This is a genomic window from Hahella sp. HNIBRBA332 (assembly GCF_030719035.1).
Lineage (GTDB): Bacteria > Pseudomonadota > Gammaproteobacteria > Pseudomonadales > Oleiphilaceae > Hahella.
Window position 1 is genome coordinate 5408176 of sequence record NZ_CP132203.1, and the last position, 24266, is coordinate 5432441.

The following is a 24266-nucleotide window of genomic DNA, read 5'->3' on the forward strand; positions in this document are numbered from 1 at the left end:
TTAAGGCTTCCTGATTCCCAGCCATCCTCCGCGATACATTTATCTTCCTGTTCGAGTAACCTGAATCGATAGCTGTGGCTGTGGCTGTGGCTGTGGCTGTGGCTGTGGCTGTGGCTGTGGCTGTGGCTGTGGCTGTGGCTGTGGCTGTGGCTGTGGCTGTGGCTGTGGCTGTGGCTGTGGCTGTGGCTGTGGCTGTGGCTGTGGCTGTGGCTGTGGCTGTGGAAGGCGATTATAGAAAGGGAGAAAGTGGTATAAGTAGGAGCTACCCGCAGCTCTGCGAGGGGGCAAAGACTACGGGAAGCATTTAGCTCAGAGACGCTTTTAAAGTAGTTTCAGTTCTCTGGCGCGATGAACCGCCTGGGTACGGTTGGCGGCGTTCAGTTCTCTGAAAATAGCGGCGATATGCGCCTTGATGGTGCCTGGCGCAATGCTTAACTTGGTGCCGATTTGCTTGTTCGACATCCCTTCCGCCAGCAGTCCCAACACCTCATGTTGGCGTGGAGTCAGGCAGATGTCGCCTGTGGGCATGCCTTCATCGTGTCCGGTGCGCAGCAATTCGTGCGGGATATAGACGCCACCGGAAAGCATTAGCTGGATCGCGCTGGCGATAACCGCATTTGAAGACGACTTGGGTACATAACCCAGCGCGCCCAATTGAATTGCGCCCTGAATCAAAGCCGCTTCCTCACTGGCGGAAATAACAGCGAAGGGCGTCATGACAAATTCCTGCTTGAGTTTGCGTAACAACTCAAGCCCCTGGCTATCCGGCATGCTGAGATCCAGCAACACCAAATCCACGTCAGTGTTGGCGTTTAGCAACCGAAACACTTCCGATCCCGAGGCGGCTTCCAGGATTTCTGCATCAGGATACAGACCACTAATGATCAGTTTTAAACCACTGCGAAAAATGCCGTGGTCATCAGTAATTACGAATCTGTTATTCATGGTTACTTGGCGTTGAATTAAGGGTTCAGACAAACAGCAGTATGCTTGCTTATGCGAGTATTGCCTATGCGTATCGGACACATACCTAAACTATAGCAAACTCCCGTTTGTGACTAATAATTAATCTATCGTTTTTTTGACCTGTTCGATGTCTTAAGCGGCATCTAACTCGTCCTTGGCCGCCACTTTGGACAGCTTGTCCAGTAGTCTCGACTCCCAGTTCCCACGCTCCTTGCCGGTCTGAGAACTATCGGGCGCCATTTCCAGTCCCACTAGCACTGGCGCATCATAGAGCGAGTCGAATTCGCTAACGACCTCGATACATTTATCCTCGTCCTGTATCTGTACGAGCCAACTGGTTACTTCCTTGGAGCCGTTTAATAACAGACAGCACTCCCTGGCGTCCGGCGAGCAACTTACCGGTACGTGATAGCCTTTGCGACTAAGAAAGCGTCGTAACACCAAACGCTGCTCATCGTCATCGACCACCAATCCCAGTACGCCACGCACCGCCGGTTTGGCGACATTCGCCGAAAGCCGACAGTATTTGCTTAACATATCCTGCAAGCCATATAAGTTGAACGGCTTGAGCAGAAAGTCGTTGATCTCCAGCCAGGGATGAGAGACGTGCTCTAATTCCCTATCGTCTTCCGCCATCAACACGATGGGGGATTCAGTAAGCTGTTCGTTACGGCGAATCCAAGTCGCCAAGCGCGCCCACTCCATATCTGGGAGGGCGGCGTCAACCAGAATCAAAGCGGGCTTGATCGTATTTATAAGGCGCTGCGCTTCAGCGCCGCTGCGTGCGGATACCAAACGCACGCCCATGTGTTCGAATAATTTGTCGAGCGTCGCATGCAGGTTGTCGGAAGCATCCACCACCATTACAGACTGCGCGTCCGGCTTCACGGCTTGTTTGGCCGGCGACATTACCGGTTGCGACGTCGGCATATCGGAATGAGCGGCCGGTTTCAATGTCTCGCTTTGCGAAGAAACCAGTTTACTTGTGGCTGCAGGTGAAGCGTAGCCGAGCGTACTCACCCGCAACGCCTCCATGGCGCTCATTTCCCAATTGAGTTCATAATTGATTTGGGCTCCATCCCGACCGCCAGAACGGCCATTCGCTAATCCAAGCTTTGACAAGAGTCTTTTAAACAGACCTGCGTCTTGATGTTTGGAGGACTCGCGTGACATGGGTAAACCCTATATGCAACATTAGATTAATGCTAACTATCCACTTAGCTAATCACAAAATGTTACATAAGTTTACGACCCAAACAATAAGCCCGAAGGATGATTCATCCCGTTTAACCTAACCCGAAAGGACTAGCCCATTAGCAGAACCGTGATGGAGTATGCATTAAAAACTAACGCCTATAACTAACCGGCTATTGCAAATAGGCAAAATGCCTACGCTTCACACCCCCGCAATTTGCACCTGATTACGACCGCTTCGCTTGGCTTTGTAAAGCGCCTGATCCGCTTTTTCAAATACCCCCTGCACCGTTGCGTCGCCGTGAAATTCACAAACGCCGAAGGACATGGTAATGCGGACTTTTTCATTACGAAAATGAAAGGGTAGCCGGGAAATCATCTCACGGGTCTTATCCATCACTTCCGCAGCAATACTGGCCGGTGTCTCAGGCAACAGGACGACAAACTCTTCACCGCCATAGCGGGCGATAAAATCCGTTTTGCGTATTCGGCGCGAGACCTCCTTGCCGATCAGTTGAATAACTTTGTCTCCCGCCAAGTGCCCGAACTTGTCATTCACCTCTTTGAAGCGATCGATATCCGCCACCACCAGCGTCAGCGGATTGCCATAGCGTCGCCAGCGCTCAAACTCATCGCGCACGCGATTTTCATAGGCCTCCCTGTTCGGAAGCGCGGTAAGAGCGTCTGTGAGCGCTCTGGCGCGTTCTATTTCCAAACGTTCGCGCACTTCGCCGGACTCACTCTCCAATTCCCGCAGGCGATGGTGCAGCAATTCAACTTCTTCGCTGAGCCGAGCCTCTCGATCAGCCTCTTTATGCATGAAGCGGTCGATGGAGGAAATCAGAGTATCCAGGTTGTGCTGTACAGAGCATTTCAACGAGTCTATGTCTGTCGCTCCACGCACGTTCTCCTGCATGGAAGTCACTTGCTCCCGCACACTTTTTTCCAGCTCCGCATTATTGTCTCGCGACTCCTGAACATTAGCCTGACTTCCCTGAAGAAAATTCTGAATGCTGGCCAAGCGCTCATCCAGCGCCTTCAAGAAACTCTCAAACTCACGTTGCCCCCGGCCAACCGCTGCAATCGCCAGCGCAGCCACATCGTCCAGAGTTGGGGCCAGCTCATACCAGTTCAGGCCCCCGCTGATTTTGTTCTTTAGTTTTTCAGAATCCCCCAGCATGTTCGGCGGCAATACCAACTGATCAATCAAATGATTCAAAGACGTGCACACATGATCGGCGATCGCAGAAAAGCCGGGTTCGAAGTTTTCCCCGTCCAGTGTCGTCGTCGCTGCGTCCTGCCCCACTTCCAGCGCATAGCGACTCTCTTCAGGATCCTGAGCCTGCAGCGGCGGAGCCTCAATATCGTCCTCCTGCTCCTCTTGAGCGACGCTCTCTCCGCCGTCGCGATTGGCGAATAAACGACTTAAAAAGCCTTCTTTCTTTTCCTTACGTCCATCTGACTCCGTAAACAGCTCCTGCAGCGCCGCCGCTTGTAACTGCGAGAACTCCTTCAATAACTGCGGATAATGTCGTAGATCTTCCACCCGCTCCTTGAGTTGTTTGCCATATTTCTTTAGCTGCTTACGGGCCTCCCGCGAAACACTCTGTTGCAACAGCTGTTCTATTAATTCACCCAAGGCCTCCAACACGCCGCTGGAGATCGCCTGCTTGTGCTGATCCAGCGCCAGTACGCGTTTCTCTATGGTTTCCAACTGCTGGTTCAGCTCACGGGAGCTTCCGTTTTCTCTTCTCAGAATATTGCGTAGCGCTTCCAGTTCCCGATCCAGATCTTTGTCCACTCCTTCCGCCGCCAGACTGACGCGGACAACAATACGCTCAAGTACATGGATGCGTTCTTTAAGACCAGACTCCAACTGCTCGAATTCATCCAGCTTGTCGAAATACTTTTTTTTCCAACGATCGTTTTCAGAAGCCATGAAGAAAGGATTAATTTTTCAGGATGTTAGCAGTGCATTCAGCATTCCTTGGACACCTGAACACTGAACGTAAAGTAAAACCGGCGTCGGACAGGCAGTCATCATTGCTTACCCGGTTCACTATGAGTATAGGCGGTTTCTAAAACATTGAACGCAAACCAAGAGAAGGTCGCAAATGCAGACGCCAGGGTCGTTTTTGCAGGGCAAACAGTCTCTGCGTGAAAACTAATCGGACTTACGCTTGCGAGCGCGAGGGTGGGCTTTGTCGTAGACTTCCGCCAAATGCTGGAAGTTCAAATGGGTATAGATCTGCGTAGTGGATATATCTGCGTGCCCAAGCAACTCCTGCACGGCCCGCAGATCGCCGCTGGACTCCAATAGATGGCTGGCGCAAGAGTGGCGGAATAAGTGAGGGTACAAGCGGCCGCTGAAGCCTTTCTTTTGCGCCCATTGGCGCAGTCGGGTTTGTATGCTGCGACGGGACAAACGCGCGCCTCGCAGACTGACGAAGACCGCCGGCTCTCCCGCTCCCGCCAGCGACGCGCGCGCCTGCAGCCAATCCTGCAGCGCCTTACGAGCCTGACCGCCAACGGGCACCAGACGCTCTTTGCCGCCTTTCCCCAACACCCTGGCCAGGCCCTCGCTCAAGTCCAGATGCGCCAAGTCCAACCCCGCCAACTCGCTCAGGCGCATGCCGGATGTATAGAATAATTCGGCGATCGCCTGATCGCGTATGTCCAGTTCTTCGTCTTCTACCGGTGAATCCAGTAACTGCTTGGCCTGATCGACATCCATGGTCGCTGGCAAACGTTTGGTCATTTTCGGGGCGCGTACGCCATTGGCGGGGTTTTCGTATACGACACGCTCTCGCAAGAGGTATTCATAAAAACGCCTGACTGTAGACAACAAACGGTGCAATGAGCGACTGCCGAGCCCACGGCGATGAAACTCGCTGAGAGCCTGGCGCAGCTGCGGCGTATGCAGGTCTTTCCAGGTAGCGACGCCATTAGCGTCACAGTACGCGACAACACGTCGTAAATCGCGAGTGTAGTTACTGACGGTATGCACGGAATAGCGGCGTTCGCTATGCAGATACGCAATAAACGCCTCTACTTGTGTGGACAAGCTCATGGAAAACTCTCCGACCGCAGGACCCGCAACCAGTGACTAATCCGGGAAATGCTCGTCTCCCCGCCCCTCTTTCGCCAATAAAGGCGGCAGCATACGGCTAAGAGACTCACTGATGTAAGACAGGAATAACGATCCCATGCTGGTATTGAAATAACGCTCATTGCGACTGCCGATGCTCAGCATTCCCAACAAGTCGCCGTATCTAAGTGGAATGACCGCGCAGGACGCAATGTCAGAGTGGTTGTGAGGAAATAAAACCTGCAGCTGTCTGGGCTCCAGATTGCCGCAAACCGCCTTGACGCTGTTAAGCAGCTCTTCGCCCAACGCATCAGAGGATTCCGTCAGCGAAGCGGTAGAAACATTACTGATCGGGAAGTCTTTATGCTCAGCGAACAGCACCAAGCTACAGAAGTCCACCTGAAAGTCGCCGGTGAAACTGTCTTCCAGCACAATCACCACTTCATCCAGTGAACGTGCTTCCAGCAAGTTCATCAACAAGCGTTTGCTCTTTTCAAAAAAGCGGTCGTTCTGACGCGCCGTATCGATCAAATCGTACAGTTGCCGCTCATAATGATCGCGTTGTTCCCGAAACAGGCTGATTTGTCGCTCAACCAGGGAAATCGCCGCGCCGGACCGGTGCGGCAGCCGTATTTCATTGAGCAGTTCTTCATGCTCAACAAAAAAGTTGGGGTGCTCACGCAGGTAAGCCACCACAGCTTCTGCTGTCAGCGCCGGATTTTCGTCACTGCGCTTTGCCTGATTATTCATTCACCACTCCACTGCCGGAACTCTGTTTAGCGCCTATCAGGGCTTGCGAGTTCCGGTTGTATGCCTGACGTTTGTATTAATAGTCCGTCTACTTTATTCCTGTCAGTGTCCCTGCCGAGCTATATCCTTACTTGACCATCAAAAACACGCACCGCCGGACCGGTCATCATGACCGGATGGCCCTCGCCTTCCCAGCTTATCTTGAGGTTACCGCCCGGCAGCTTGATTTCCACCTTGCGATCCAACAGGCCGCGCAGCCTGCCCGCCACCACCGCCGCACAAGCGCCAGTGCCACAGGCCAGCGTCTCTCCGGCGCCTCTCTCGAACACTCTAAGCTTAGCAAAGCGGCGGTGAACCACCTGTAAAAATCCAATATTGGCGCGTTCGGGAAAGCGAGAATGATTTTCCAACGCTTTGCCCAGTTTATGCACCGGGGCTTTATTGACGTCGTCCACCACCAATACACCATGCGGATTGCCCATGGAAACCGCGCTGATCTCATACATCACGCCGTTGACTTCAATCGGGTAGATGGTCTCCTGCGTCTCGGCGAGAAAAGGAATTTCCGCCGGAGTCAGTCTGGGCGCGCCCATATCCACGGTCACTAGGCCATCCTTGTTCACAATCAGCTCGATAATTCCCTTTTTGGTCTCCACACGGATATTTTTTTTGTTGGTCAGACGGCTTTCTTTAACAAAGCGCGCAAAACAACGAGCGCCATTGCCGCATTGTTCCACTTCTGAGCCATCGGCATTGAAAATACGGTATCTGAAATCCACATCTGGGCGTCCAGGCGGCTCAACGATCAACAGCTGGTCGAAGCCTACGCCGAAGTTGCGATCGGCCAGTCTACGCACTTGCTCCGGACGGAAGTGCGCATGCTGGGAGATGAGATCGACAACCATGAAGTCGTTGCCCAAACCATGCATTTTGGTGAACTTTATTAACATTTCAGCTCACTTTTATGCAGGTTTTACCGAAGCGCTCTCCGGCAGCGCGCACTCTCCCGCGAACAACTCCTCGATAGTTTCGCGACGACGCACAAGGTAGTGCTTGTCGCCATCCACCATCACCTCGGCGGCGCGGCCGCGAGAGTTGTAGTTTGAACTCATAACGAAGCCATAAGCTCCTGCTGAACGTACCGCCAGCAGATCTCCCGGTTTCAGGTTCAAGAGACGTTCTTTGCCAATAAAGTCGCCGGTTTCGCATACCGGACCGACAATATCATAACGCGCTTCTTTACCTTCGCTGTGCTGCCGCACCGGCACGATATTCTGCCAGGCGCCATAGAGAGACGGGCGGATCAGGTCATTCATCGCCGCATCGACAATAGCGAAGTCTTTGTGGCCGTTATGCTTCAGATATTCTACGCGAGTGACCATCAACCCGGCGTTGGCGGCGATGGAACGCCCGGGCTCCAGCACCAGCGTCAGACCGCTGCCCTTTAGGCGCTCCATGACGGCGCGGGCGTATTCGTTGGGATGCGGCGGCGTTTCCTGGTTGTAGGTAACGCCCAGGCCGCCGCCCAAATCCAGATGCTTGAGTTGAATGCCTTCGTTGCGCAATGTCTCAATGATATTCAACACTCGCTCCAGCGCATCCAAGAACGGGCTGATCTGAGTAAGTTGCGAACCAATGTGGCAGTCAATGCCGATGACGTCCAAGTGCGGCGACGCGGCCGCGGAGCGATACAAATCCAGCGCTTCATCAATGCTGACGCCAAACTTGTTTTCTTTGAGCCCGGTGGAGATGTAGGGATGCGTTTGCGGGTCCACATCGGGATTGACGCGGATGGAGATTGGCGCTTTTTTGCCCATACTCGCGGCGACCTGTTGTAGCCTTTCCAGCTCAGGTGCGGACTCCACGTTAAAGCAATGCACGCCGACTTCCAGGGCGCGGCGCATCTCATGTTCCAGCTTACCGACGCCGGAGAAGACAATTCGCTCCGGCTTGCCGCCCGCCGCCAGCACTCTCTCCATTTCGCCCACGGAAACGATGTCGAAACCCGCACCCAGTCGCGCCAGTACATTCAACACCGCGAGATTGGAGTTCGCTTTGACGGCGTAGCAAATCATATGGGGATAGCCGTCCATCGCAGTCTGATAGGCTTTCAGATGCCTTTCCAGCGTGGCCCGGGAGTAGATATAGCAAGGTGTGCCGTAATGCTCGGCGATTTCCTGAACGGAAAGGTCTTCAGCGAAGAGCTGATGATTGCGATATTCAAAGTGGTCCATAGGTCAACTCAAGCTGCGGAACGGGTGTCGCTCTGGCCTCTGACGACGCAGTGGCCGGACCTGATCCTGGCCGAGGTCAATACCCCGACGGCGCCTTCAACTCAATGCGGACGTCCCCGCTCCGCCATGTCTGCTGATCAGGTAGTTGCAAAGGACCTTTCTGACCGCAGGACATTAACCAAGTAGAAGCGTATACCAACAAGATCACGCCGATTGCGCGCATAACCCATCCCGGAATTAATCAAATTCCGCCAGTATAACGGCGCAGTAACACAATAGAAACAGTCCTGAACACAATAGAACCGCCGCCGGGCGACGGCGTTGCGAGGAAAGTAAACGATGTGGGGGAAAATCCCGTTGGGGCCGCTTATCTGGCTGCGGCGGGATTCATATCCGGCGCCGCCACCGCGCCGCCGTCAGTGCGGGCCCCGCGGATCTCACGCTCAAGCACCACTTTATATTGCAGATACTGAGTGGTCTGCAGATGGCTTTGGTATTCCTCGCGCTCCAGATCGTGAGGCAAGCTGAGGTCTATGATGTAACCGGGTAATGCGGCGCTGTTACGGAAACGGCTGCTTAAATAATGCGCCAGCGCCGCCGCTACCCGGCCACCATGCTCCAACACGGTGAATTCTTTATGCTCACAGTAGAGATTGAAATCCAGTTCGCGGCCATTCTCGTAGGCCCCGATCGCCTGTATCTCCACATAGTCGCCAAAGCCTTTATGCAGACTGATCTCCCGTTTTTCAATCCGGTATTCCGGTTTCCCCGGCTGTAGTTGGTAGAACTCCACTTCAAGGAAACCTGCGCCGTCATCCGCCAGGGAGTCATGCATCTGTTTGCGCTCCTGCACTCCCAGCAAAAATTGCTTTAACGACCCCAACAACACATTAAGATCGGAACCCGTCTCCCGATACACCAGCAGCGATCCTTTCTCGTCAATCACATAAATATCGGTAATGCGACCCTGACTCAGATAAAACACCTGCACGACATGCGGACGCATGCGGGCGAATACGGCGCGCAGCACATCTTCGCTCAATGCATAATCATCCACGACAATCGAGCTGTAGTGTTTTTGCGGCTGCGCCAGAAACTCACATAACCCGACGTAATCGTCCAACGCCGTAAATCGGGGTTGGTCGTCGACAAACTGCAGTACGAAGTAACGATCTTCCATCTGCAGAATATAGCGGCTGCGCGCACGCTCTTTGGCGCTGAAATAACAGGACACCACTTGCTGAAACAGCTGACTGACCCGCTGCGCAATCGCTCCCGCCCGGGTGGGGCAGTAGCAAAGCACGGACAGTTGCGGCAGCCCTTCGCCAAACTGTTCGCTCTCCGCCAGCGCGGCAAGGTAATTTTTCAGACACTGCACCAAGGTGTCGCCGGACTCATAACGTTGCACCATCACCTCATTCCAGCTATTGATGATGACCTGATCCAGCGTCGCCACCAAATTGGCCCGCTCAGAGGCGTAGCCCAGCGCATCGTTGCGATTGCTGAGTTTGTGCAGGCCGCGGCGGCTCAGATCCGCCATAGGATCGACGCCTACGTTTACATAGACCAGAGTCGCGCGTAACTTGGCTTTAGCGCGGTAGTCCTGTTGCGTCACCGCCGGCAGCGGCAAGCTTATCAGCGAGCGCAAACTGGAGATGATCTGTTGTAATTCATACTGGCTGGCGTGACTCTCTCCCGAGGCAAGACTAACGCTGGTGCTGCGGTCCAACAGGCCATTGCAATACGCCCAGACCAGCAACTCGATGAGGCTGTTTGAACGTTTGACTGCAGGATTGAATGCCGCATCCATGGGGTTGGACAGATTTCGATACAACAGCCAACCATTGCCAGCTGCGCCGATGGCCTGACTGCTGAGATGATGAAACGCCAGATTATCCTCCGACAGATTTGGAGCGATGCCCGGATTGATCATCTCGACTTTGCCGGCCTTACGCTGGAAAGCCGCATAGAGTTTGCGACCCAGCAAGTTAATATCGCGAGCGCTGATCGCCGCCGCCAACCCCTTCTCCCGCGCATAGGAGGACAGGAATCGATAACAGCCGGTGAGTTCATTCACCACTGCGCGTTTTTCCTGAATCACCTGATCCACTTTCCAGGCGCCGCGGCCGTCCAGATAACGCAATTCCCGCTCTGACCACTCCCATTCATGAGTCAGTTTTTCCATGACTTTGCGACGCCATGACTTTTCTCTTTCTGGAACGAAAACCGACAGGCGTTCGCCGATCTTCAGGTAAAAGCTGCGCCGCACCAGATCTAGACGCCCTTGCTCACGCTGGGATTGCAACGATTGCTCCAGACGTCGATAGACCATGACGTAGGGGTCCAGCTCATCGGGGTCAAGCGTATCCGCGAAGATGGCCTGTTTGTACGCCAGGCTCAGGTTGGGCAGGGTGTCCTCATCTTTTGCATAGGATTCCACCAACATCAGTTTGAGTACCGACTTATAAGGAGAGTCGATGCCTTTATAAAGCTGCCACATGCCGGCGCCAACAAACTCGTTGGGAGGAATCCGGGCGCAGCCGCCAAAGTCGATGTAATCCTTGGGCTTGATGAAACGCTTCTCCAGCAGCAGATCCGCCAACTCGGCGTAATTCGCCTCCTGATCTGGCGGAATCAGCCACCATAAAGGATAAGCGCCGCCCAACCAGATGCCGGTGCGGTAAAATTCATCCAATAACAAATAGTGCTGAGCGGTGCCGCAATCTTCAGAGTCGGCGGCGGCCTCCTGGCGGCCGCTGCGAAACGCCTCCGCATCCATTAGGAATATGTGCATTTCCGAGCCCATCTCCATCGCCCACTGGCATATCAGGTCCGCTTTGCGTTGCAGCTCCAATAGCGCCTTTGCGTCTAGATCCGAGCGATGACAAAGCCAGACATCAAAGTCGCTGCCCCCGGAATGGGCAATCGAACCGGTGCTGCCCATTAGATAGAGGCTGGTGATATCCCCATGATGGCGAGCCGGCTCGCGGTAATTAAAGGAGCGGCTCAGGCGCTGCGCCTGCGCGACGATACTCTTGTCCGGCTCATAGTTAACTAAACGGTGGGGCGTAGTGCGGGAAACATAGCCCGGCAACAGGGGATGATTGACATGAAACAGAAGCGGCAATAGCTCCAACACAACCTGCTGCCTTGGCGTCAGCGCCAGGCGGGTGCGTTGTAAACGATGCTCCACCAAAGTGATGAAACGCTGACATAGCGTTTTCAGGACTTTGCGGTCCACGCCTTCGGTGTAATCGGGATTTAAGCTGCGCCGGTAACTCATGCATAGAGTATAGCGGGGGCGGCGCGTTGCGTTTGCGACGGTCGGTATTTATTAGGCAAAGGAATGTAAAGGCCCGGGTCGGTTAAACCGCCCGGGCGAACCCGCGATCAAACGCAGGGAGTTTACATCTCAGTGTTGCGTTTGAGCCATTCACGGGTGCGGGTCACCGCGGCGCGCACCTGCGCCGGCGCTGTGCCGCCAATGTGATTACGGGCGTTAACGGAGCCTTCCAGGGTCAGTACATCGAACACATCCGCCTCGATGTCCGCACTGAACTCACGCAACTCCTCCAGGCTCATTTCGCTCAGGTCTCTGCCGCTGGAGACGCCTAGCGCCACCGCCTTGCCGACCACTTCATGGGCGTCACGGAAAGGCAAACCTTTGCGCACGAGATAATCCGCCAGATCCGTCGCAGTGGAGAAACCGCGACGCGCCGACTCAGCCATAGCGTCACGATTGACCGACACCGCCGGCATCATATCGCCATACGCTTTCAGGCAGCCTTTGACCGTATCGATAGCGTCGAACAGAGGTTCTTTGTCTTCCTGGTTGTCTTTGTTGTAGGCCAGCGGCTGACTTTTCATCAACATCAGCAGGCTGATAAGGTGACCGCTCACACGACCGCTCTTGCCGCGGATCAGCTCAGGCACGTCCGGGTTTTTCTTCTGCGGCATGATGGAAGAGCCCGTGCAGAAGCGATCCGGCAAGTTAATGAAGTTGAATTGAGCGGAAGTCCACAGCACCAGTTCCTCAGAGAAACGGGACAGGTGCATCATCAGCAAACTGGCGAAGCTGCAGAACTCAATGGCGAAATCCCGGTCGCTGACCGCATCCAGGGAATTCTCCGCCGGTCCGTTGAAGCCCAGCAGCTCGCTGGTGTACTGACGATCAATAGGATAAGTGGCGCCCGCCAAAGCGGCTGCGCCCAGTGGCGATACGTTGAAACGCTCCCTGCAGTCCGATAGGCGGCTGAAGTCGCGTTTCAGCATCTCCGCCCAGGCCAGCATGTGGTGGCCAAATGTCACCGGCTGCGCTGTCTGCAAGTGGGTGAACCCGGGCATGATGGCGTCCGCTTCACGCTCAGCCAGATCCGCCAGAGCGGCGATCAAACGCAGCAGATCAGCGGCGATGACATCGACCTCATCACGCAGATACAGACGAATATCCGTCGCCACCTGGTCATTACGCGAACGACCGGTATGCAGCTTTTTACCGGTGACGCCGATTTTCTGAGTAAGACGCGCTTCAATATTCATGTGCACGTCTTCCAGCTTAACCGACCATTCAAATGCGCCGGCTTCAATCTCCGCTTCGATTTCACGCAACCCGTTGATAATCTGATCGCGCTCTTCTTCAGTCAAAACGCCGACTTTAGCCAGCATGGTGGCGTGAGCAATGGAGCCGCAAATGTCGTGATGATACATGCGCCTGTCAAAATCCACGGAGGCCGTGAAACGTTCTACGAAGGCGTCGGTGGCTTCTGTGAAGCGGCCGCCCCAGAGCTTATCGGTAGTGTCCTGCTTTGTCATGATGGTCAAGTTGCCTCATACTGGAAATGAATCGAAGCGCACGGAACCCATGCCCAACCTGTGGCATGATAGGTAAAGGCCCGCGATTATAACAGTTTCCCGCGCTCTGTAGACATGCAAGGCGACGGGTCGGGGCGTTTGTATTCGCCAACCAGCTTTGATGGCATAAAAATGGAGCAGTCCCCCAAGTCCTCGCACCCGCCAGGGGTGTTTCTACCAGAGCTTTGCAACGTTCAAGCGGTCCTCCTGATGGTGATCGCCACGGGGCTTTGCGCGCTGCTGTTTACGCTTATTTACGCCGGCCCCGGTCATTTCGATTGGGACTATTTCGCGCTCACCTCTTTATTCATGTTGTGGGTGGTGCTGACCAGCGCGCTGATTCTGTGTCGTCTGCGCATACTTGGCGCAGGCTGGAGCATGTCGCGGCAGGCGCTGGTCGCTTACCTGATAGCCCCTTCTATTACGCTTATCTACGCCATACTCGCTAACGCCCTGTTCCGCAAAGGCGCATTGGAAGAACCCGGATCGGGCTTTTGGTTTGTGGTGCAGGCGGTGGCGATCAGCGCGATCTTAACCGGAATTATCCTGCGTTATTTCTATCTCCAGCACCTCTGGCACCTGCAGCAGAAGTCAGAGTTGGAGTCTCGAGTACAGGCGCTGCAGGCGCGAATCCGCCCCCACTTTCTGTTTAACAGCATGAATTCCATCGCCGGACTGATACCGATAAATCCCAACGAGGCGGAAGAGGCCGTGTTGGATTTGGCCGAGCTGTTTCGGGCCGCGTTAAAAGAGTCTTCATCCCTGGCGCCGCTAAAAGAAGAACTGGCTCTGTGCGAGCGCTATCTGCGCATTGAACAGCTCCGTCTCGGCGAGCGACTCACCGTAAAGTGGGACATGCATAATTTATCCGACGCCGCCCGAGTGCCGCCATTGAGCATCCAGCCGTTAGTGGAAAACGCGGTCTATCATGGGGTGCAGCCCTCAGCGGAAGGTGGACTCATCACCATCACCGCCTACGAACAAGGGTCCTGGCTATATGTACTGATCAGCAATCCCGTGCACAACGGCGATCCAAGTCAGGGCCATAAAGGCAATCGCATCGCCATGCAAAACATACGCAGCCGTCTACAGGCGTTTTTCGGCGATCAGGCGGTGCTGAAAACCAGTCAGATGGACGGCCGCTTCACCGCCACCATGCGCGCGCCTTTACATAAAAAAGGCTGAGCGGTTATAACATGCAACATTTTGAACCCATGAATGCGCCATGACGAAAGTGATCATCGTCGACGACGAGCCCCTGGCCAGAGAGCGCCTGAAGCGATTACTGCTGGACACCCATTATGAGGTCTGCGCGGAAGCGGCCGGCGGGGATGAAGCCCTTGAACGCATCCGTCTCCACTCGCCGGATATTGTCCTGCTTGATATCCGCATGCCCGGAAAAGACGGCTTGGAAGTGGCGGCGGAGCTGGCGCAACATCCCCAACCGCCCGCTGTGATCTTCACCACCGCCTACGATGAATACGCCATCCAGGCGTTCCGGGTGCGCGCGCAGGACTATTTGCTCAAGCCCATTCGGCGTGAGGACCTGATGCGCGCCCTGCAAAACGTCACGCAAGTGAATCGCGCTCAGTTGCAAAGCCTGAAGCAAGAAATCAACGGACAGGACGAGGCGCCGGCGGTGGTGTGCCGCAGCAGTCGCGGCATGGAGCGCATTAAAATCAGCGACGTGCTCTATTTGCAAGCGGAACACAAGTATGTGACGGTATTTCATACACAAGGCGAGACCCTCAGTGATCAACCGTTGAAAGAGCTGGAGCAAGCCCTGCATCCCCATTTTTTGCGCATCCATCGCAATACGCTGATCAACCGCCACTATATAGAAATCCTGCAACGCCGCCACGACGGCCATTACGAAGTACGCCTGCGGGGCGTGAGAGAAGCGCTTCCCGTCAGCCGGCGCCTGGTGACCGAGGTCAAACAATTTCTAGCGCAGCCGACCTGATCGACCTCCAGCAAAGACAAGCGACGGGAAAATGAGTATGCTAGCGCCTGCGGTTGGATTTATGAGTAATTTCAACCGACTTTTTCGCCGGATACGACACAATTAGCGCAATTTTAAACTATGCCGAAACAGCACCTTGTGATCGCCACACGTCAAAGCGCGCTCGCGCTATGGCAGGCGGAGCACGTCAAACAACGCCTTGAAGCGTTACACCCCGGATTGACCGTCGAATTGCTCGGATTAACCACCAAAGGCGACATTATTCTGGATACGCCGCTCGCCAAAGTCGGCGGCAAAGGGCTCTTCGTCAAGGAGCTGGAGACAGCCTTGCTGGAAGGTCGCGCCGATATCGCCGTCCATTCCATGAAAGACGTTCCCATGGAGTTTCCACCCGGCCTGGGCCTTGGAGCGATTCTGGAGCGGGAAACTCCCACCGACGCTTTTGTCAGTAATCAGTACGCCAGTCTGGATGAGTTGCCTGAGGGCGCTGTCGTGGGCACCTCCAGTCTGCGCCGCCAGTGCCAGTTATCCGAGCGGCGACCAGACCTGAAAATCGTTTCCCTGCGCGGCAACGTCAATACGCGACTGGCCAAGCTCGACGCCGGCGAATTCGACGCCATTATCCTTGCCGCGTCCGGACTGAAGCGATTGGGCTTCGCCGATCGCATCCGTGAAGAGCTGACGCCGGAAGTCAGTTTGCCCGCTGTCGGACAGGGCGCGCTTGGCATTGAATGTCGCCTCGACGACGCTGAGTCCATGGCGCTTATCGCACCCTTGCAGGATGCGGAAACCACCGCGCGGGTGTCGGCGGAAAGAGCCATGAATCACCGTCTGCAAGGAGGGTGTCAGGTACCTATCGCCGGCTATGCGGAAATCACCGGCGACCAAATGAGATTACGCGGCTTAGTAGGCAGCCCGGACGGCGTGCAAGTACTCCGGGACGAAGTGAAAGGGCCTGTCGCCGCAGCGGAAACCCTCGGCACGGAGCTGGCCGAGCGTCTATTGCAACAAGGAGCAGGAAAAATTCTGGAAGCCGTGTATGGAAACCACTCTTAATCAGGAGCTTAGCGGCCTCAGAGTGCTGTTGACCCGCCCTCAGGGAGAAAGCGATTCCTTGCGCGCGCTGCTGGAGCAAAGCGGCGCGGAAGTTCGAGTGTTGCCGGCCATCGCCATTGAGCCGCTACCCGAAACACAAGCCATAAAAGACTGCATCCTCGATCTGGATCGCTATACTCATGTGATCTGCGTGAGTAAACATGCATCGCGTCTACTGCTGGAATTGATAGACGCTTACTGGCCGCAAGCGCCACAGGGCGTGCGCTGGTTCGCCATCGGCGAGAGCAGCGCCGCGCCGCTACGCAGCTATGGACTGACAGTCAACACGCCTGAGCAAGGCTGCGCTTCCGAGCAATTACTGGAACACCCCGGTTTGCAGGCGCGCAACGAAGACGAGCCCCCCATGCGAGTGTTGATTGTGAAGGGCTGCGGCGGACGCGAATTGTTGGCGGAAACCATGCAGGAGCGCGGCGCGCATGTCGCCACCCTGGAGTTATATGAGCGTAAAGCGCTGGAGTATGACCCCAATGAATTAAACGAAGCCCTCAAGCAATGGCGTCCAGAGGTCATCGTCACGTTATCCGGCGAGACTCTGCTGCACCTTTGCCAACTGGGCCAGAATATCGGTTACGCCTGGGGCGACACGCTGTTCGTCATCCCCAGCGCCAGAGTCGCCACCCTGGCGCAGGAAAACCGTCTGAATTACAAAATCGCGCCGGAGTTATCCGACGAGGCCTTACTGGCTCTCCTCAAAACGGCATGTTAACCCTTCTCTAGTACCGGAGGGCCGCCGTTGCGTGCAGGCGCGTTGATTACTTAGATTACTGGGTAGGAACGAGTGTGACGGAAGAAGCAAAACCAAACAAACCAGAACAGCCGGAGCAGGATAAGTCCGCTCTGGAACAGGAGCCCTCGACTTCTCCTGAACCCGGAATGGAACCCGCCAGCGCCAGGGAAAGCGACACAGAGACCAAGTCTGACGCAGGCTTGTCCGCCTCATTTACTTTGTCTCGGCCGGAAGCCAGCTCAGAAAAAGATAGTGTGGAAGCGCCTAAAACCGAATCCACCGCATCAGAACCAGAGCAACCAACCATCAAGGCGGAAGACACAGTCAAAGAGCCTGTGTCCAAACCAACGCCGCCGCCATTATCTCCCCCGCCACCCGCATCACCACCAGTAGCGGCGAAGGAGCCTAAGACCTGGCCTTTATGGCTGGCGATTCTAGTTCTCTTGGTAGTCATGGGCGTTGGCGCCGGTTGGTTTTGGACTTATATGCAGACTTGGCAAGCCAAACTCGACCGCGCCATGGACCAAAGCCAGGCAGGAAAACAGCTTGCGGACGAAGTGGGCCTGCGTTATCGGGATCGCCTGGACAAACTGGACGCCGCTGTCGCCAAACAGCGTGAGAGCCAGGCCCAGTTGCAACAGATGATGGACCAAACCGCGAGAAACCTGTTGAGCAAAGGCGAAACCGGACGAGTCGACTGGCTGTTCGCCGAAGCCGAATATCTGCTCCGTCTCGCCAATCAGCGTCTGCATATGGAAAAAGACTACGTCGGCTCACTCGCCATTCTACAAGCCGCCGACCAGGTGCTGGCGGAGACCAAAGAAGTCGCCGCCTATCCCGTACGCAAAGCTTTGGCGGAGGAAATCGTCAGCCTGCAGGCTATTGCGGACATTGATCGTCAAGGCATCTATCTGCGTTTGGAAGCCCTGATCAATCAGGTGGAAAATCTGGATCAGCGCCTGTTCCTGAAAGATACCGCCATGCTCAACGATAATCCGGTTCCCGAGGAAGCGCCTACGCCTGGCGGTGAAAGCCACTGGTACGACAGCGCGCTGGCTTCTATGGGTAAACTGGAGAAGTACTTCTCTATCCGTCGTCTGGATGCGCCAGTGGAGCCGCTGCTGGCGCCCGAACAAATTTACTATCTGCGCCAGAATCTTCGCATGATGCTGGAACAGGCGGAACTCTCACTGCTGGAGAAAAACCAGGATGTTTACGTTCATAGCCTGGAGAAAGCGGAAAAGTGGGTGGCGGATTATTTCGTCATCAACAACGCCTCCGCCAAAGCCCTGCTGGAAAACCTGCAACAGCTGAAGAAAGAACCCATCGACCCGGAATTACCGGATATTTCCACCTCCCTGCGTATGTTGAAGAATCTGATGGAGTCCCTGTACAAGCGCGGCGGTAAACCTACTACCGGCGCGCTCACCCTGGACGACGAGGAGTTGGCCTCATGAACTTCTATGCGCTGGTGCTGCTGATAGCCCTCGCCATCGGCGTGGCGCTGGGCTTTTTAGTGCAGTTGGACGCAGGCTATGTGCGCGTCTCCTGGCTTAACTGGCTGGTGGAGACCAACGTCTGGATCGCTTTCGCCCTATTGATAGGGTTTTACTTCGCCCTGCACTATTTGTTCAGAACCCTGTCGACCACTCTTGCAGTCAGAGCCGGCTGGCGGCAATGGCGCAAGAAGCGTAAATACAGCCGGGCGCAGCAGAATACTATTCGCGGCTTACTGCACTACGCAGAGGGCAACTGGAAACAGGCGCAGAAATATTTGTCCGGCAGCGCGGAACAATCCGACACGCCTCTGATCAACTACCTCGCCTCGGCGCAGGCCGCCAACGAACTGGGCAATGAAAAAGAAAGCGACTTATTTTTGAAGAAAGCTTTCGACAACACGCCTGGCGGCGACGTCGCCATCGGCGTGACTCAGGCGCAACTGCAACTGGCGCGCGGGCAATTGGAGCAATGCCTGTCCACCTTGTTGAATCTGCGGAAGAAGACGCCTCACCATCCATTCGTGCTGAAGTTGTTGCAGCAGGTTTACACCCGTCTGAACGACTGGCAGAAGATGAGCGAGATCTTGCCGGAATTGCGCAAATACAAAGTGCTGAAAGACGACGAGGTGGAAAAGCTGGAGTTGGAAACCTGGCTCAACCTACTGCGTCAAGCCTGCGACGAAGCCCTGCGGACGCGTAAAGGCGATTTCAACAGCGAACCTCTGAACGCAATCTGGGACCGCATGCCCGCCAACCTGCGTAAGAATCCTCACGTCATCTACGCCTATGCATCGCAACTGATGCGGCTTGGCGCCGGCGGTCAGGCGGAAACTCTTCTGCGCAAAGCGTTGAAACAGCATTGGAGCGATATTCTGATTGATCTGTATGGGCAAATCGCCGGTGGCAATGTAGCGGAGCAATTACTGGCGGCGGAACACTGGCTGAAAGAGCGTCCCAACGACGCCAGCCTGTTGCTTGCACTGGGACGTCTGAGCTTGAGAAATGAACGCTGGAGCAAAGCCAAAGAGTATTTTGAAGCGAGCCTGAAACTGAAACGTCGCCGAGAAACATACTATGAACTGGCGCGATTGTTGGCCGCCATGGACCAACCTCAAGCCAGCAATGAATACTTTATTCAGGCTCTACAGGACAGCGCCAAACTGCCTGACCTGCCGTCGCCGAAGTCGCAACGACGCAGCGCCTGATCCGCACTCATCCAGGGGCGTCAGCCCCTGGGCGCATACTCCAACACATCCGAAAAGAACTGCTCATTGGGTAGCCCCAATGGAGCCAGCGCATCCATCGCGGTATACACCATCGTCGGCGAGCCGCTCACATAAACCAGACTGTTGTCCCAATGCCTTCGCTCGGCCAGCACCGCACGCACCAGTTCCGCATGATGACCCTGCCATTCGTTATCGCGGTTGTCCGCCATCACTGGCGTGAAAGAGATATTCTCATAGCGTTCAGCCCAGGCTTCGGGTAAAGCGCGGGCATACATTTCCTGCGACTGTCTTACGCCCCAATATATAGACAGCTTACGGTCAAACCCTTGCGCCAGCAGATATTCAACGATGGACTTGATCTGCGCAAACCCCGTGCCTGCGGCGATCAAGGCGACATCCATATCGGGAACGCCGGAGATAAAACACTTCCCCAACGGTAAACGGGCGCGCACCACGGATTCAGAGGTCAGGTATTGATAGATCGACAGAGCGCTGCGACTCTCCTGGTGAACCTGGATGTGCAGTTCCACTTCCCTGGTTCCTGGCGCATTCGCAATGGAAAAGAAAGCCGCCTCGACGCCCGGAGCCAGCAACTCCAGGTATTGTCCGGCGAAGAACTCCGGCAATGCGCCGGCAGGCGCCAGCAATTGCACTTGATACACATCGTCAGACAGCGCAGTGACCGCCTTGATTTGAAACGCCAGTGTTTTTGTTTCCAATTCGTTTGGTCCCCAAATCCGTCTTAATTCAAACTCACAATCGCCCGCAGGCGTCGCTTTGCATAATAAAACTTCATCCGCGCCCAGGCGCCGACATCCCGATTCTCCAGCGCCGCCCGCAACCTCCCCTTTAATCAATCTGGCCACGCAAATATGGCAGACGCCATTATCACACGCATGGGGAATCTTGTATCCTTGTCGCAACGCCGCCGCCAAAACCGCTTCGCCATCGCCCGCGTCAAACTCATGGCCGGAAGGTTGAAAGCGCAGGCGATGACGCATCAGCAAGCCCTCAATCAATACCCAACTGCGACCAGAGGTCATCGACACGCGCCTTGACGTCCGCATCCATCTGAATGGTGCGTCCCCATTCCCTCTGCGTCTCTCCGGGCCATTTATTAGTGGCGTCCAGTCCCATTTTGGAGCCCAGCCCAGATACGGGAGATGCGAAATCCAGATAATCAATGGGCGTATTCTCCACCATGACGGTATCCCGGGCTGGATCCATCCGCGTGGTAATGGCCCAGATGACGTCTTTCCAGTCACGGGCGTTGACGTCATCGTCAGTGACGATCACAAACTTGGTGTACATGAATTGACGTAAAAATGACCAGACGCCCATCATCACCCGTTTGGCGTGACCAGGATACTGCTTCTTCATGGTCACCACCGCCATGCGATAGGAACAGCCCTCTGGAGGCAGGTAGAAGTCGACGATTTCCGGAAACTGCTTCTGCAAGATTGGCACAAACACTTCGTTCAGAGCGACGCCCAGCACGGCGGGCTCATCCGGCGGCCGCCCGGTGTAAGTGCTGTGATAAATCGGCTTCTTCCGCTGCGTAATGCGCTCAACGGTGAACACCGGGAAACGATCGACTTCATTGTAGTAACCCGTATGATCGCCAAAGGGGCCTTCCGGGGCCATTTCTCCCGGATGAATCACGCCCTCAAGAACGATTTCCGCGCTGGCGGGCGCCTGTAAGTCGCTGCCGATGCAACGCACCACCTCTGTTTTATTGCCGCGCAACAACCCTGCAAAGGCGTATTCCGACAGCGTGTCCGGCACCGGCGTCACCGCGCCTAAAATAGTCGCAGGATCCGCCCCCAGGGCCACTGCAACCGGAAACGGCTCCATGGGATGCGCTTCCCGCCACTCGCGATAGTCGAGAGCGCCGCCCCGGTGCGACAACCAGCGCATAATCAGTTTGTTGCGGCCAATCAATTGCTGTCGGTATATCCCCAGGTTCTGGCGCGCCTTGTTGGGACCGCGCGTGATCACCAACGGCCAGGTCACCAGCGGACCGGCGTCTCCCGGCCAGCAGGTTTGAATCGGATACTGGTAAAGGTCGACGTCATCGCCTTCAATAATCACTTCCTGACAAGGCGCAGAGCTGACTTCTTTCGGCCCCATATTCATCACTTGCTTGAAGATCGGCAGCTTGCTCCAAGCATCCCGTAGCCCCTTGGGCGGCTCCGGCTCTTTCAGAAAGGCCAATAGTTTGCCAATTTCCCGCAAACTCTCGACGCTTTCCGCGCCCATGCCCAAAGCCACCCGTTCTGGCGTACCAAACAGGTTGCCAAGAACAGGAATTGAGTAGCCGCGGGGATTTTCAAATAACAAAGCAGGACCTTCACGCCGCAGCGTACGGTCGCAGATTTCGGTCATTTCCAGATGGGGGTCGACTTCCGCAGTGATGCGTTTCAGCTCGCCGCGTTGTTCCAATATACGGATGAAGTCTCGCAGATCTCGGTATTGCAGACTCATAAGATTCGATATAGACAGGCTGGGGTCGATGGATTCATAGGCGCACAATATAGGCGCAGCGGATAAAAGAAAACCCCTGCGCCGGCTGGCGACAGGGGCTTAAAACTCATCTCAGGTCAGCCATGCGCCTAGCGCTTTTTCATGGCCTGGAAGAATTCGTCGTTGGTCTTGGTGTCCTTCAACTTATCAAGCAGGAACTCCACCGCGGCGATATCGTCTTCCATAGAGTGCAGCAGCTTACGCAGGATCCACACTCTTTGCAGCTCTTCCTCGGACATCAGCAATTCTTCACGGCGAGTGCCGGAGCGACGGATGTTAATCGCAGGGAAGACGCGCTTTTCAGAAATTCTGCGATCCAAATGCACTTCCAGGTTACCGGTGCCCTTGAATTCTTCATAAATCACTTCGTCCATTTTGGAGCCGGTGTCGATCAACGCCGTAGCGACGATAGTCAGGCTGCCGCCTTCTTCGACATTCCGCGCAGCGCCAAAAAAGCGCTTGGGACGCTCCAGTGCATGGGCGTCCACACCACCGGTCAGTACTTTGCCGGAGGACGGGATAATGGTGTTGTAAGCACGCGCCAGACGAGTGATGGAGTCCAACAGGATCACTACGTCTTTTTTATGCTCAACCAGACGCTTGGCTTTCTCGATAACCATCTCAGCAACCTGAACGTGACGGGCCGGCGGCTCGTCGAAGGTGCTCGCAACCACTTCACCACGCACGGTGCGCTGCATCTCGGTCACCTCTTCAGGGCGTTCATCGATCAGCAGAACCATTAAATGGGTTTCGGGATTGTTGCGGGTGATGGATTGGGCGATGTTCTGCATGAGGAGGGTTTTACCGGCTTTCGGCGGCGATACGATCAAACCGCGCTGCCCTTTACCGATAGGCGCGACCAAATCCAGGATACGCGCTGATAAATCTTCCGTACTGCCGTTGCCGGCTTCCAGACGCAGTCTTTCCTGTGGGAACAGAGGCGTCAGGTTTTCAAACAGGATTTTGTTGCGGGCGTTTTCAGGTTTGTCGAAGTTGATCTCATTGACCTTCAACAGTGCGAAATAACGCTCGCCGTCTTTCGGCGGTCGAATCTTACCGGCGATTGTATCGCCCGTTCTGAGGTTAAAACGGCGGATTTGACTGGGTGAGACGTAAATGTCGTCAGGGCCGGCCAGGTAGGAACTGTCCGCGGAACGCAAGAAGCCGAAGCCATCCTGCAGGATTTCCAGAACGCCATCGCCGTAGATGTCTTCGCCGCTTTTGGCGTGCTTTTTCAAAATACTGAAAATCACATCCTGCTTGCGGGAGCGAGCCATATTTTCCAGGCCCATTTCTTCGGCGATGGTTAATAGCTCAGGAACGGGTTTCTTTTTTAATTCAGTAAGATTCATAGGATCGAAAAACAGTTGACCTGATTGGAGAGGGTTAGGTTATAGATGGAAGAGTTTATCGTTTTACTTATTAATCAGCGAAAGGAGGACTATCGCCAAAAAGTTGAAAGCAAAATCAGTATAGGTTGAATTATAGCCTTCGTCCAGAAAATTACGCGCATTTTGAGCAGGGGTCAGACCCCCGCTCACAGAAGGCGTATATTAAAGGTTGCTGTCCAGGAAAGCTGTCAGCTGGGACTTGGATAACGCGCCTACTTTGGTCGCATCTACAGCGCCGTTTTTGAACAACATCAGCGTTGGAATACCACGAATGCTGAACTTGGGTGGAGTCTTTTCATTTTCGTCGATGTTCAGTTTGCAGATTTTCAGACGATCGCCATATTCTTCCGCGATCTCTTCCAGCACCGGAGCAATCATCTTACAGGGACCGCACCACTCAGCCCAGTAATCCACCAGCACGGGGCCATCGGCCTTCAAGACTTCGCTTTCAAAAGAGTCATCAGTTACGTTAACAATTCGGCTGCTCATTATTTAATCCTGGCTAAGAGGTGAATGCTTTTACCGACTACTATATAAGGTGGGCCTGGTAAAAATAACCTTAAAATCCGGTTAGGAAAATGACTTTGACGTCCTGTGAAAGAAGTGGTTCCATTCTCCGCCGGCTTATTTCGGTCGGCTGACCTTAATATTGGAGCAATCAGTACAACTGAAAATTGACCGCTTAGGTCGACTAATTCAGCAAGCAAGTTGACAATCTAAAACGAGATTTCCTAAATA

The 24266-nt window shown here is 54.8% G+C and carries 20 protein-coding genes; 7 read left to right on the forward strand and 13 right to left on the reverse strand.

The features are described 5' to 3' along the window. The first annotated feature begins 74 nt into the window (after positions 1–74). Positions 75–308, forward strand: a complete 234-nt coding sequence (locus tag O5O45_RS23940; protein WP_305901837.1) for a hypothetical protein — start codon at positions 75–77, stop codon at positions 306–308. A gap of 13 nt (positions 309–321) precedes the next feature. On the opposite strand, the gene O5O45_RS23945 is transcribed toward O5O45_RS23940, so the two are convergent. The 9 genes from O5O45_RS23945 to argH all read right to left on the reverse strand — a co-directional run bounded on the left by O5O45_RS23945 (position 322) and on the right by argH (position 13044). After that, positions 322–945 (reverse strand): response regulator transcription factor, encoded by a 624-nt coding sequence (locus O5O45_RS23945; protein ID WP_011394293.1) that lies wholly within the window; start codon positions 943–945, stop codon positions 322–324. Between the two features lie 153 nt (positions 946–1098). Continuing rightward, complete coding sequence (locus O5O45_RS23950; protein WP_305901838.1) at positions 1099–2139, reverse strand: response regulator; 1041 nt, start codon at positions 2137–2139, stop codon at positions 1099–1101. 223 nt (positions 2140–2362) lie between these two features. Further along, a complete protein-coding gene (locus tag O5O45_RS23955; protein WP_305901839.1) occupies positions 2363–4099 on the reverse strand; it encodes a GGDEF domain-containing protein in 1737 nt (578 codons plus the stop codon). A 225-nt stretch (positions 4100–4324) separates the two neighbouring features. After that, complete coding sequence (gene xerC, locus O5O45_RS23960) at positions 4325–5230, reverse strand: tyrosine recombinase XerC (RefSeq protein WP_459077236.1); 906 nt, start codon at positions 5228–5230, stop codon at positions 4325–4327. Positions 5231–5266: 36 nt separating this feature from the next. After that, entirely contained in the window at positions 5267–5998 is a 732-nt protein-coding gene (locus O5O45_RS23965; RefSeq protein WP_305901840.1) for a DUF484 family protein, read from the reverse strand. Positions 5999–6117: 119 nt separating this feature from the next. Further along, positions 6118–6948 carry a diaminopimelate epimerase gene (gene dapF, locus O5O45_RS23970; protein ID WP_305901841.1) on the reverse strand — a complete coding sequence of 277 codons (831 nt, stop codon included), beginning with the start codon at positions 6946–6948 and terminating at the stop codon, positions 6118–6120. A 12-nt stretch (positions 6949–6960) separates the two neighbouring features. Further along, positions 6961–8232: a diaminopimelate decarboxylase gene (gene lysA / locus O5O45_RS23975; protein WP_305901842.1), complete on the reverse strand. Its 1272-nt coding sequence runs from the start codon at positions 8230–8232 to the stop codon at positions 6961–6963. Positions 8233–8599: 367 nt separating this feature from the next. Then, positions 8600–11515 (reverse strand): class I adenylate cyclase, encoded by a 2916-nt coding sequence (locus O5O45_RS23980; RefSeq protein WP_305901843.1) that lies wholly within the window; start codon positions 11513–11515, stop codon positions 8600–8602. A gap of 122 nt (positions 11516–11637) precedes the next feature. Further along, entirely contained in the window at positions 11638–13044 is a 1407-nt protein-coding gene (gene argH, locus O5O45_RS23985) for an argininosuccinate lyase (protein WP_305906245.1), read from the reverse strand. A 171-nt stretch (positions 13045–13215) separates the two neighbouring features. Here argH and O5O45_RS23990 point away from each other — a divergent pair, with 171 nt between their 5' ends. From O5O45_RS23990 to O5O45_RS24015, 6 genes are all read left to right on the forward strand, one after another. Beyond that, positions 13216–14268, forward strand: coding sequence for a sensor histidine kinase (locus tag O5O45_RS23990; protein WP_305901844.1), 1053 nt, complete (start codon positions 13216–13218; stop codon positions 14266–14268). A 40-nt stretch (positions 14269–14308) separates the two neighbouring features. Next, entirely contained in the window at positions 14309–15046 is a 738-nt protein-coding gene (locus O5O45_RS23995; protein WP_305901845.1) for a LytR/AlgR family response regulator transcription factor, read from the forward strand. Positions 15047–15166: 120 nt separating this feature from the next. Then, positions 15167–16102 carry a hydroxymethylbilane synthase gene (gene hemC, locus O5O45_RS24000; protein ID WP_305901846.1) on the forward strand — a complete coding sequence of 312 codons (936 nt, stop codon included), beginning with the start codon at positions 15167–15169 and terminating at the stop codon, positions 16100–16102. Then, a complete protein-coding gene (locus O5O45_RS24005) occupies positions 16086–16868 on the forward strand; it encodes a uroporphyrinogen-III synthase (protein ID WP_305901847.1) in 783 nt (260 codons plus the stop codon). Before hemC ends, O5O45_RS24005 begins: the two co-directional genes overlap by 17 nt. Before the next feature lie 74 nt (positions 16869–16942). Then, entirely contained in the window at positions 16943–18346 is a 1404-nt protein-coding gene (locus tag O5O45_RS24010) for a uroporphyrinogen-III C-methyltransferase (RefSeq protein WP_305901848.1), read from the forward strand. Beyond that, entirely contained in the window at positions 18343–19593 is a 1251-nt protein-coding gene (locus O5O45_RS24015; protein WP_305901849.1) for a heme biosynthesis HemY N-terminal domain-containing protein, read from the forward strand. The genes O5O45_RS24010 and O5O45_RS24015 overlap by 4 nt, the downstream gene beginning before the upstream one ends. 20 nt (positions 19594–19613) lie before the next feature. Here the strand turns inward: O5O45_RS24015 and O5O45_RS24020 are convergent, their stop codons facing one another. The 4 genes from O5O45_RS24020 to trxA all read right to left on the reverse strand — a co-directional run bounded on the left by O5O45_RS24020 (position 19614) and on the right by trxA (position 24017). Next, on the reverse strand, positions 19614–20657 hold the full coding sequence (locus O5O45_RS24020) for a 2Fe-2S iron-sulfur cluster-binding protein (protein WP_305901850.1): 1044 nt from the start codon (positions 20655–20657) through the stop codon (positions 19614–19616). Beyond that, positions 20626–22098, reverse strand: coding sequence for a 4-hydroxy-3-polyprenylbenzoate decarboxylase (gene ubiD, locus O5O45_RS24025; protein ID WP_459077237.1), 1473 nt, complete (start codon positions 22096–22098; stop codon positions 20626–20628). Before ubiD ends, O5O45_RS24020 begins: the two co-directional genes overlap by 32 nt. 128 nt (positions 22099–22226) lie before the next feature. Then, positions 22227–23489, reverse strand: a complete 1263-nt coding sequence (gene rho, locus O5O45_RS24030) for a transcription termination factor Rho (protein ID WP_011394275.1) — start codon at positions 23487–23489, stop codon at positions 22227–22229. Positions 23490–23690: 201 nt separating this feature from the next. Next, entirely contained in the window at positions 23691–24017 is a 327-nt protein-coding gene (gene trxA, locus O5O45_RS24035) for a thioredoxin TrxA (protein ID WP_011394274.1), read from the reverse strand. Positions 24018–24266: the final 249 nt, after the last annotated feature.

Excerpts from the sequence above, each read along its gene's own strand:
- O5O45_RS23945 (WP_011394293.1), bottom strand. The coding sequence starts at position 945 with ATGAATAACAGATTCGTAATTACTGATGACCACGGCATTTTTCGCAGT.
- O5O45_RS23950 (WP_305901838.1), bottom strand. The coding sequence starts at position 2,139 with ATGTCACGCGAGTCCTCCAAACATCAAGACGCAGGTCTGTTTAAAAGA.
- O5O45_RS23955 (WP_305901839.1), bottom strand. The coding sequence starts at position 4,099 with ATGGCTTCTGAAAACGATCGTTGGAAAAAAAAGTATTTCGACAAGCTG.
- xerC (WP_459077236.1), bottom strand. The coding sequence starts at position 5,230 with ATGAGCTTGTCCACACAAGTAGAGGCGTTTATTGCGTATCTGCATAGC.
- O5O45_RS23965 (WP_305901840.1), bottom strand. The coding sequence starts at position 5,998 with ATGAATAATCAGGCAAAGCGCAGTGACGAAAATCCGGCGCTGACAGCA.
- dapF (WP_305901841.1), bottom strand. The coding sequence starts at position 6,948 with ATGTTAATAAAGTTCACCAAAATGCATGGTTTGGGCAACGACTTCATG.
- lysA (WP_305901842.1), bottom strand. The coding sequence starts at position 8,232 with ATGGACCACTTTGAATATCGCAATCATCAGCTCTTCGCTGAAGACCTT.
- O5O45_RS23980 (WP_305901843.1), bottom strand. The coding sequence starts at position 11,515 with ATGAGTTACCGGCGCAGCTTAAATCCCGATTACACCGAAGGCGTGGAC.
- argH (WP_305906245.1), bottom strand. The coding sequence starts at position 13,044 with ATGACAAAGCAGGACACTACCGATAAGCTCTGGGGCGGCCGCTTCACA.
- O5O45_RS23990 (WP_305901844.1), top strand. The coding sequence starts at position 13,216 with ATGGAGCAGTCCCCCAAGTCCTCGCACCCGCCAGGGGTGTTTCTACCA.
- O5O45_RS23995 (WP_305901845.1), top strand. The coding sequence starts at position 14,309 with ATGACGAAAGTGATCATCGTCGACGACGAGCCCCTGGCCAGAGAGCGC.
- hemC (WP_305901846.1), top strand. The coding sequence starts at position 15,167 with ATGCCGAAACAGCACCTTGTGATCGCCACACGTCAAAGCGCGCTCGCG.
- O5O45_RS24005 (WP_305901847.1), top strand. The coding sequence starts at position 16,086 with ATGGAAACCACTCTTAATCAGGAGCTTAGCGGCCTCAGAGTGCTGTTG.
- O5O45_RS24015 (WP_305901849.1), top strand. The coding sequence starts at position 18,343 with ATGAACTTCTATGCGCTGGTGCTGCTGATAGCCCTCGCCATCGGCGTG.
- O5O45_RS24020 (WP_305901850.1), bottom strand. The coding sequence starts at position 20,657 with ATGACCTCTGGTCGCAGTTGGGTATTGATTGAGGGCTTGCTGATGCGT.
- ubiD (WP_459077237.1), bottom strand. The coding sequence starts at position 22,098 with ATGAGTCTGCAATACCGAGATCTGCGAGACTTCATCCGTATATTGGAA.
- rho (WP_011394275.1), bottom strand. The coding sequence starts at position 23,489 with ATGAATCTTACTGAATTAAAAAAGAAACCCGTTCCTGAGCTATTAACC.
- trxA (WP_011394274.1), bottom strand. The coding sequence starts at position 24,017 with ATGAGCAGCCGAATTGTTAACGTAACTGATGACTCTTTTGAAAGCGAA.